Raw genomic sequence first — 7,726 nt, forward strand, 5'->3', positions numbered from 1 at the left:
GCCCTCCCGGGGGCTGACGCTGCCGCCCACGGGCGCCGCGCTGGTGGACGAAGCCACTGCCCTGTCGCTCAACCCCGCGGGCCTGGGCTTCGTCGAAGGCAGCCAGCTCTTCTACCTGCACGAGCGAAACCTCGTGCATGACGGCCTGGGAGACGGCGTCTTCCTGGCCACGCGCCTGCTCGGCATGGGCCTGGGCGGCGCCATGGAGTGGATTCGTGGCCGGGCGGAGCCGGACTACCGCCGCACGTCGCTGGGCCTCTCCCTGGGCACGCGCACGCTGCAGCTGGGCGCCTCGTGGCACGCCTATGGTTCGTCCAACCGGGACATCGACGCGCTCGACACCTTCGACGTGGGCCTCACGGCGCGACCCCTGCGGGCGCTGTCGCTGGGGGCGGTAGTGCGCGACGTCAACGCCCCCACCGAGGCCACGCTGGCGCTGAAGCGGCAATACAACCTGGGCCTGGGCGTGCGCCCGCTGGATGAGCGCTACACGCTGGGCGTGGACTGGCGCTTCTCCGAAGGCGCGTTCCGCCAGGGCCAGGCGACGTACACCCTCAACGCGGAGGTGGTTCCGGGCCTCCGCCTGGGCGCGGGCATGTCCCACGGCTTCACCTCCGGGGTGCCCATCGCGCTCCAGGTGGCGGCCACGGTGGACACCTCGCACCTGGGCCTCACCTACGCGGCGGGCGGGACGAACGCGGGGCTGGACCACCTGGTGGCGGTGCGCCTGTCGTCGGAGACGTACCGCTCCATCGCGCCGCGCGCCGGCGTGGTGACGCTGCTGGACTTGAATGATGCCTTGAGCGGCGGCACCAGCCCCGTCCTCTCCTGGCTGGGCGTCAGCGAGGCGGACCCGTACCTGCGGCTGACGCGGTGGCTGGATCTGGCCACCCAGGACGACCGGCTGGCCGGCGTGGTGGTGAAGCTGGAGAGCCTGCCCGGGGTGAGCTGGGGCAAGGCGGAGGAGCTGCGCCAGGCGCTGCTGCGGCTGCGCGCGTCCGGCAAGCGGGTGATGGCGGTGGTGCTGTCCACGGACGACCTGGGCTACTTCGTCGCGTCGGCGGCGGACCGCATCTACGCGCTGCAGGAGTCGATTCTCTACATCAACGGCCTGGCCGTGCACCTCCAGGCGTACGGCGGGACGATGGAGAAGCTGGGCGTGCACTGGGACGTGGCGCGGGTGGGCCGCTTCAAGACGGCCCCGGAGCAGCTCACCCGCACCGAGCCCAGCGACGCCGCCCTGGAGTCCACGAACGCCTACCTGGACACGGAGGTGGCCGTCTACGAGAAGGCCGTGCAGGAAGGCCGCAAGGTGCCCGTGGAGCGGCTGCGCGCGCTGTGGGCCCTGGGCCTGCCCCACCCGAAGCGCGCGGTGGAGCTGGGGTTGATGGACGGCATCATCTCCTCGACGGAGCTGGACAAGAAGGTGGCGGAGTTGGTGCCGGGCGGACGCTTCAGCACCACGTACGCGCCGCGCGACGAGCGCGATGGCCGCTGGGCCCGCCGGCGCCGCATCGCCGTGGTGCCGGTGCTGGGCGACATCATCGGCGGACGCAGCCGCGAGGACCCGCTGGGCTTCAGCCGCCTCGCGGGCGCGGAGACGGTGATGCGCGCGCTGGAGCAGGCGCAGTCGGACCCGAGCGTGGCGGCCATCGTCGTGCGCGTGGACTCGGGCGGCGGCGAGGTGCTGGCGTCACACCTGATGTACGAAGCCGTGCTGGAGGCGGCCAGACACAAGCCCGTCATCGCCTCCATGGGGGACATGGCCGCGTCCGGCGGCTACTACGCCGCCATTGGCGCGCACGAGGTGTTCGCCCTGCCCACCACCCTGACGGGCAGCATCGGCGTCTTCTACATCAAGCCCGCCTTCGAGGGCCTGCTGGGCGGGATGCTGGGCGTGCACCAGGAGAGCCTGACCCGCGCGCCGCTGGCGGACATCCTGGACGTGTGGCGCCCCTGGACGCCGGAGGAGCAGGAGGCGGCCCAGGCGTGGGCGGACGCGTCCTACGACAGCTTCATCACCCAGGTGGCGCTGCGGCGGAAGCTGGACAAGGCCAAGGTGGACGAGGTCGCCCGCGGCCGGGTGTGGAGCGGCCAGGACGCGCTCGCTCGCGGCCTGGTGGACAAGCTGGGCGGGCTGATGGAGGCGGTGGACTCCGCGCGGCTGCGGGCCGGAGTCCCTCCGGACGAGGAGCTGGACCTGGTGGTGATGGGCGAGGCCCGGGGCTTCCTCTCCGCGCTGGGCGGTGAGCCCGGGGTGCGCGCGGCGCTGTCCCTGCTGCCCGCGCAAGAGCCCGTCCTGCCCGAGTCCCTGCGGGCGCTGGCCCGCTCGGCGGGGCTGAACCTGCTGTTGCTCCAGCCGGGCGTGAAGGCGATGGTGCCCTTCCAGATAACCGTCCGCTGAGGCCCTGGCGGCGGCCCTGATTCGGCAAGGAGGGGTCGGGCGGACGACACCTCGCGAAAAAAGCGGCGGCGCCGTCCCCGGCCTCTGTTACTGTTACCCCTGCACCTCGGACGGCTTTGGGCCGCCAGGGTGCTCCAGGAACCGGCGGTTCGGCTTGCTTGTCACCAGGGCCCCGCGTCCGCTTCCTGTCCCACGGCCTGAGTCACCTTGCGTCCCCGCCCTCCTCCTGGAGCGGCCGCCCGGGGCGCACACAGTCTGGAACTTTCATGAGCGAAAACCCCGATAACCGCGACCCACGTGATGCCCCCCCTGTTCCCGCCGCCCGCGCCGTGGCGCCGCCCGAGCCGGACGACGACGGTGGCGACGAGGGCGACGACGAGGGGCCTGATGACGGTGATTCCAGCGCGGGTGGCGCACAGGGCGGCGCCCCCGGGCAGGCCACCGGCCGCCGCCGCCGCCGTCGGCGCCGTCGCCGTGGCGCGCAGGTCCTCTTCACCCCGGACGGCCAGGCCTACCGGATGCAGCCGGGAGCGGACGGGCAGCAGGTCCAGGTCTTCCTGACGCCGCAGGAGCTGGAGCAGCACCGCCAGCGGCAGGCGCAGCAACAACAGCAACAGCAACAACCGCAGCCGGCGCACGGCGGCGGGGGCCAGCAGCACGCGCGCCACGCGCAGCACGGGGGCGGCGGCCAGCAGGCCTCGCAGCAGGCGAACCTGTCGCCGGTGGAGGGCGTGCTGGACACGGAGGCCAAGGGCCCCAACGCCTTCCTGCGTCAGCTCAAGCGCAGCCTGCTGGCGGCGCCGGACGACCCGGAGCTGCCCAAGAACCTGGTCCAGAAGCTGCGGCTGCGGCAGGGCCAGTACATCACCGCCTTCGCGCAGATGCGGGGCCACAAGGGCGTCATCCAGAAGGTGGACACGGTGGACGGCCGGCCGCTCGAGGGCGCGCCGCGGCTGCCGCACTTCGCGGACCTGACGTCGGTGGACCCCACCGAGCGGCTCAAGCTGGAGAGCGGTCACAAGGAGATGGTGACGCGGGTGCTGGACCTCATCTCGCCCATTGGCAAGGGACAGCGCGCGCTCATCGTCGCCCCGCCCAAGACGGGGAAGACCATCATGCTCCAGCGCATCGCCCAGGCCGTCCTCTCCAACCACCCGGAGTGCCACGTCATGGTGGTGCTCATCGACGAGCGTCCGGAGGAAGTGACGGACATGCGGCGGAGCATCAAGGCGGAGGTGCTGGCCTCCAGCTCCGACCGCCCCACCGCGGACCACCTCAAGGTGGCGGAGCTGGCCCTGGAGCGCGCGCGCCGGCTGGTGGAGTCGGGCAAGGACGTGGTCATCCTCCTGGATTCGATTACGCGGCTGGCCCGCGCCTTCAACAAGGAGGTGGACAACTCCGGCCGCACCATGTCCGGCGGCGTGGACAGCCGCGCCCTGGAGCGCCCCAAGCGCATCTTCGGCGCCGCCCGCGCGACGGAGGAGGCCGGCTCGCTGACCATCATCGGCACGGCGCTCATCGACACCGGCAGCCGCATGGACGAGGTCATCTTCGAGGAGTTCAAGGGAACGGGTAACTCCGAAGTCACCCTGGACCGGCTCCTGGCGGAGAAGCGCGTCTTCCCCGCCGTCAACATCGCCCAGTCCGGCACGCGCAAGGAGGAGAAGCTCTTCACCCTGCGCGAGTACGAGAAGGTGAAGAAGCTGCGGCAGATGCTCTTCTCCGTGAAGCCGGTGGAGGCCATGGAGGCGCTCGTGAAGCGGCTGTCCCGCTACACGTACAACGACGAGTTCCTCGACGAGCTGTAGTCCCCGCTTCGGGAGTGGTACGGCGGGCCCGGGTGTGCGTTAAGGTGGCGGCATGATTCAAGGCTCGGGCCGCTGCCACTACCACCCGGAGCGCGCCGGCCTCGGCGTCTGCGTGGAGTGCCGGCGCGTCATCTGCCGGGAGTGCACCACGCAGTTCGAGGGCATCAACCGCTGCGCCAACTGCCTGGCCCAGCGCCTCAAGGCGCTGGAGGGCCCGGGTGAGCGGCGCGAATGGTCGGCGGGCAACGTGGTGCTGGCCCTGATGAGCCTGGCGCTCGTCTGGGGCGGAGTCCTCCTGATAGCCCAAGCGGCGGCGAGCTGACCCATGGCCGTCTCCGCGCTCGAACTCCGCCCGCGCAACGCGGTGGCCCTGATGGACGCCGCGCTGCGCCTGTGTACCCGCAACGCGGGCGTCTGGGCCCTCACCCTGCCCGGCGGCGCGGCCGTGGTGGCCGCCGTATTGTACCTGGCGGAGTCGGTGCGCATGGGCTGGCCGCTCGTGGTGCCCTCGCTGCTGCTGACGCTGGCGTGGTTCCTCCGGGGCCTGGGCCAGGGCGCGACGTGCCATTACGTGCAGGAGCTGCTGCTGGGCACCCAGGGCGAGCCTTCCGCGGGGGCCTCGCTCAAGGCGGCGCTGGGCCGGATGCCCGCGCTCTTCATCGCCGTGGCGTACCTGCTGGGACTCAACACGCTGGTGGTGATGGTGACGGGAGGCTTCGGCTACCTCCTGCTGCAGTCCCACGGGGTGGGCTACGCGGCGGTGATGCAGGGGCGCGGCGGTCCGCTGAAGCTCTACGACACGTGCTCACGGCTGCTGGGCCCGGCGCGCGGCACGGCGATGTGGGTCCGCATCCTCATGTCCGTGCAGGTGCTGGCCTTCTTCAACCTGCACATCGCCTTCAACTTCCTGCTACTGCTGGGCCGCAAGCTGGTGGGCGTGGACCTGACGTTCGCGGAGCGCTACGCCTCGCTGGACAACGGCCAGTGGCTGCTCTTCCTCGCGGTGACGACGTTCGCCCTCTTCGAGCCGGTGCGCGCCGCGACGGCCACGCTGCTGCTGGTGGACGGGCGCGTGCGCCAGGAAGGGCTCGACCTGCTGGCCAGCGTCCAGCAGCTCCCTTCCCGGGAGTTGGGGCGCCCCCTGCCCCCGCCGGGCGCGACGCGCGGCGCGGCGATGCTGGCGGTGGTGCTGGGCCTGGGGCTGCTGACGCCGGCCCAGGCCCAGGCCCAGGCCCAGGACACCGAGGCCGCGCGGCCCCTGGCCTCCACCGAGGCGCTGCGGCGGCTGGGCGAGGTCGCGGAGGCGTGTGAGGCTGCGACGGCGGAGGACGCCGCGGGCCTGTACGCGCCCCTGGAGTCCCTGGGGCCCGGCGAGGCCGTGAAGCTGGACCGCTTCGTGCGCCGCGTGGAGCGGCAGGCCTTCGACGAGGAGGACTGCGACAAGGCCCGCGCCACGTTGACGCAGGGACTCACCACGCTGGGCGCCACCGTGGACGCCCAGGCCCGGGCGGACGCGCGTGCCGCCGCCGCGCGGGCGAAGGACATCCTGTCCCGGCCCGAGTTCGCGGAGGCCGCGCCGAAGGCGGAGAAGGACGCCCCGGAGCCCACGGCCCCCAGCGAGCCTCCAGGCTGGTGGCGGCGCTTCATCGACTGGCTGGGGGAGCTGCTGAAGAAGTGGTTCGAGCGGGACCCGGTGGAGGCGCGACAGGAGACGGCCCCACCTGTCCTCAGCGGCGTCAGCGTGGCCAACGTGCTGGTGGTGGTGCTGGTGACGCTCACCCTCGCGGTGCTGGGCGTGGTGCTGCTGCGGGCGCTGAACCGCGACAAGCGCCGCGCGGGCGCCGACGGCGTGCAGGTGTCCACGATGGACGCGTCCACGCTGGCGGGGGACGCCCACCACGCGCTGTCCCGGCCTCCCGAGGGCTGGGCCCACCTGGCGGACGAGCTGGCCGCGCGGGGCGCCTACCGCGAGGCGGTGCGCAGCCTCTACCTGGCGCTGCTGTCCCGGCTCCACCGCGACGGCGCCATCCTCTACGACGAGACGCTGAGCAACTGGGACTACCTGTCTCAATTCCGGGGCCGCGCGGAATGGAAGGCCCCCTTCCGCGAGCTGACGCGGCGCTTCGACTTCGCCTGGTACGGCAACCTGCCGGTGGGCGTGGACGGCTACCGCGAGTTCCGCGCGCTCACCGAGCCCCTGCTGGCCGCGCCGGCGCGCCCGGAGGTGGCCGGTGCGTGACCGCTTCCCATTGCTGGTGGTGGGGGGCCTGCTGCTCACCGCGGTGCTGACCACCTTCCTGGTCCGAGGCGCCCGGCGCAACGCGTTCGCGGACACGCTGTCCACGTACCGCGCGCAGGAGGACGGCGCGCGGGCCCTGTACCTGTTGGCCCAGGAGAGCGAGCTGCCGGTGACGCGCCGCATGGCGGACCTGCGCATCGTGTCCGGACTGGGGACGCCGGTGCTGCTGGCGGTGGAGGTGTCCGGCGCCTACGAGGACGACCCGGACCAGACGGCGCTGGCCGCCGAGCCCGACGCGGGCCTGGACGACGAGCACGTCCCCCGCACCGGCTTCAACGCCTTCCGCGCGGCCGCGCTGGACGACGATGAAACCGAGCAGCTGCTGACGCACGTGCGCGAGGGCGGCAGCGCCATCTACGTGCCGTGGGGCTCGCGGGAGAACCCGGTGCTGCGCGCCTTGAACGTGAAGCTCTTCAAGGCGGACACCACCCTGCCCATGCGCACGCTGGTGCCACCCCAGCCCACGCCGTACACGCTGGGCGTGGAGCGCGTGGAGGCGAAGGTCCAGGCCTACCTGGAGCTGCCCGAGACGGCCGTCCCCGTCCTGGAGGATGAGCGGCTGGGCATGTTCGTGGCGGCGGTGGTGCCCTACGGCCAGGGCCGCGTGCTGGTGGTGGGCGCCCCGGAGCTGGCCATGAACCAGGCGCTGGCGCGCGCGGACAACGCGCAGTTCTGGCTCAGCACCCTGGCGTCGATGGGCCCCGGCCCCATCGAGTTCGACGAGTTCCACCACGGCTTCACCAACGAGCGCTCGGTGGTGGACTTCGCGCGCCGCTACGGCCTGCACTTCGCCGTGTTGCAGCTGCTGCTCGGCGTGGCGCTGTGGTCGGTGTCGCTCAAGCGCTTCGGCCGCCCGCGGCCCCCGCCCGAGTCCTCGCGCGTGGGCGCCACCGACGCGCTCTTCGCCATGGGCCGGCTGTACCGCGAGGGCCGGCACCACGGCTTCTCCGCCCAGCTCATCCTCCGGGGCCTCACCCAGGACCTGGCCCTGCACGCGGGCCTGCCCGCGCACGCGTCCGCGGACGCGGTGGCTCACGGGCTGCGCGAGCGTGGCCGCGCGGACCTGGCCCAGGGGCTCGAGGCGCTCACCACGGACAGCCGCGCGGTGACGCGCGACACGGACCTCCAGCAGCTCGCCGAGCGCGCGGCGCGGCTGCGACAACGCCTTCATTCCGCCGGCGGCGCCCGGCCCAGCCCTCCCGAAACGACATGAAC

The 7,726-nt window shown here is 72.7% G+C and carries 5 protein-coding genes; all 5 read left to right on the top strand.

What is annotated here, in order from left to right:
- Positions 1 to 2,404 (top strand): signal peptide peptidase SppA (gene sppA / locus HV824_RS33775; RefSeq protein ID WP_176425105.1); only part of this gene is annotated, 2,404 nt, incomplete at its 5' end.
- A gap of 266 nt (positions 2,405 to 2,670) precedes the next feature.
- Entirely contained in the window at positions 2,671 to 4,212 is a 1,542-nt protein-coding gene (rho, locus tag HV824_RS33780) for a transcription termination factor Rho (RefSeq protein WP_176420669.1), read from the top strand.
- Between the two features lie 52 nt (positions 4,213 to 4,264).
- Positions 4,265 to 4,534, top strand: a complete 270-nt coding sequence (locus HV824_RS33785) for a hypothetical protein (RefSeq protein WP_176420670.1) — start codon at positions 4,265 to 4,267, stop codon at positions 4,532 to 4,534.
- Between the two features lie 3 nt (positions 4,535 to 4,537).
- The gene (locus tag HV824_RS33790; protein ID WP_176420671.1) at positions 4,538 to 6,451 is read left to right on the top strand and encodes a DUF4129 domain-containing protein; all 1,914 of its coding nucleotides are present in this window, start codon (positions 4,538 to 4,540) and stop codon (positions 6,449 to 6,451) included.
- Positions 6,444 to 7,724, top strand: a complete 1,281-nt coding sequence (locus HV824_RS33795; RefSeq protein ID WP_176425106.1) for a DUF4350 domain-containing protein — start codon at positions 6,444 to 6,446, stop codon at positions 7,722 to 7,724. Before HV824_RS33790 ends, HV824_RS33795 begins: the two co-directional genes overlap by 8 nt.
- Positions 7,725 to 7,726 lie beyond the last annotated feature (2 nt).

Source organism: Myxococcus sp. AM009 (assembly GCF_013372605.1).
In the GTDB taxonomy this organism is placed as follows: Bacteria; Myxococcota; Myxococcia; order Myxococcales; family Myxococcaceae; genus Myxococcus; species Myxococcus vastator.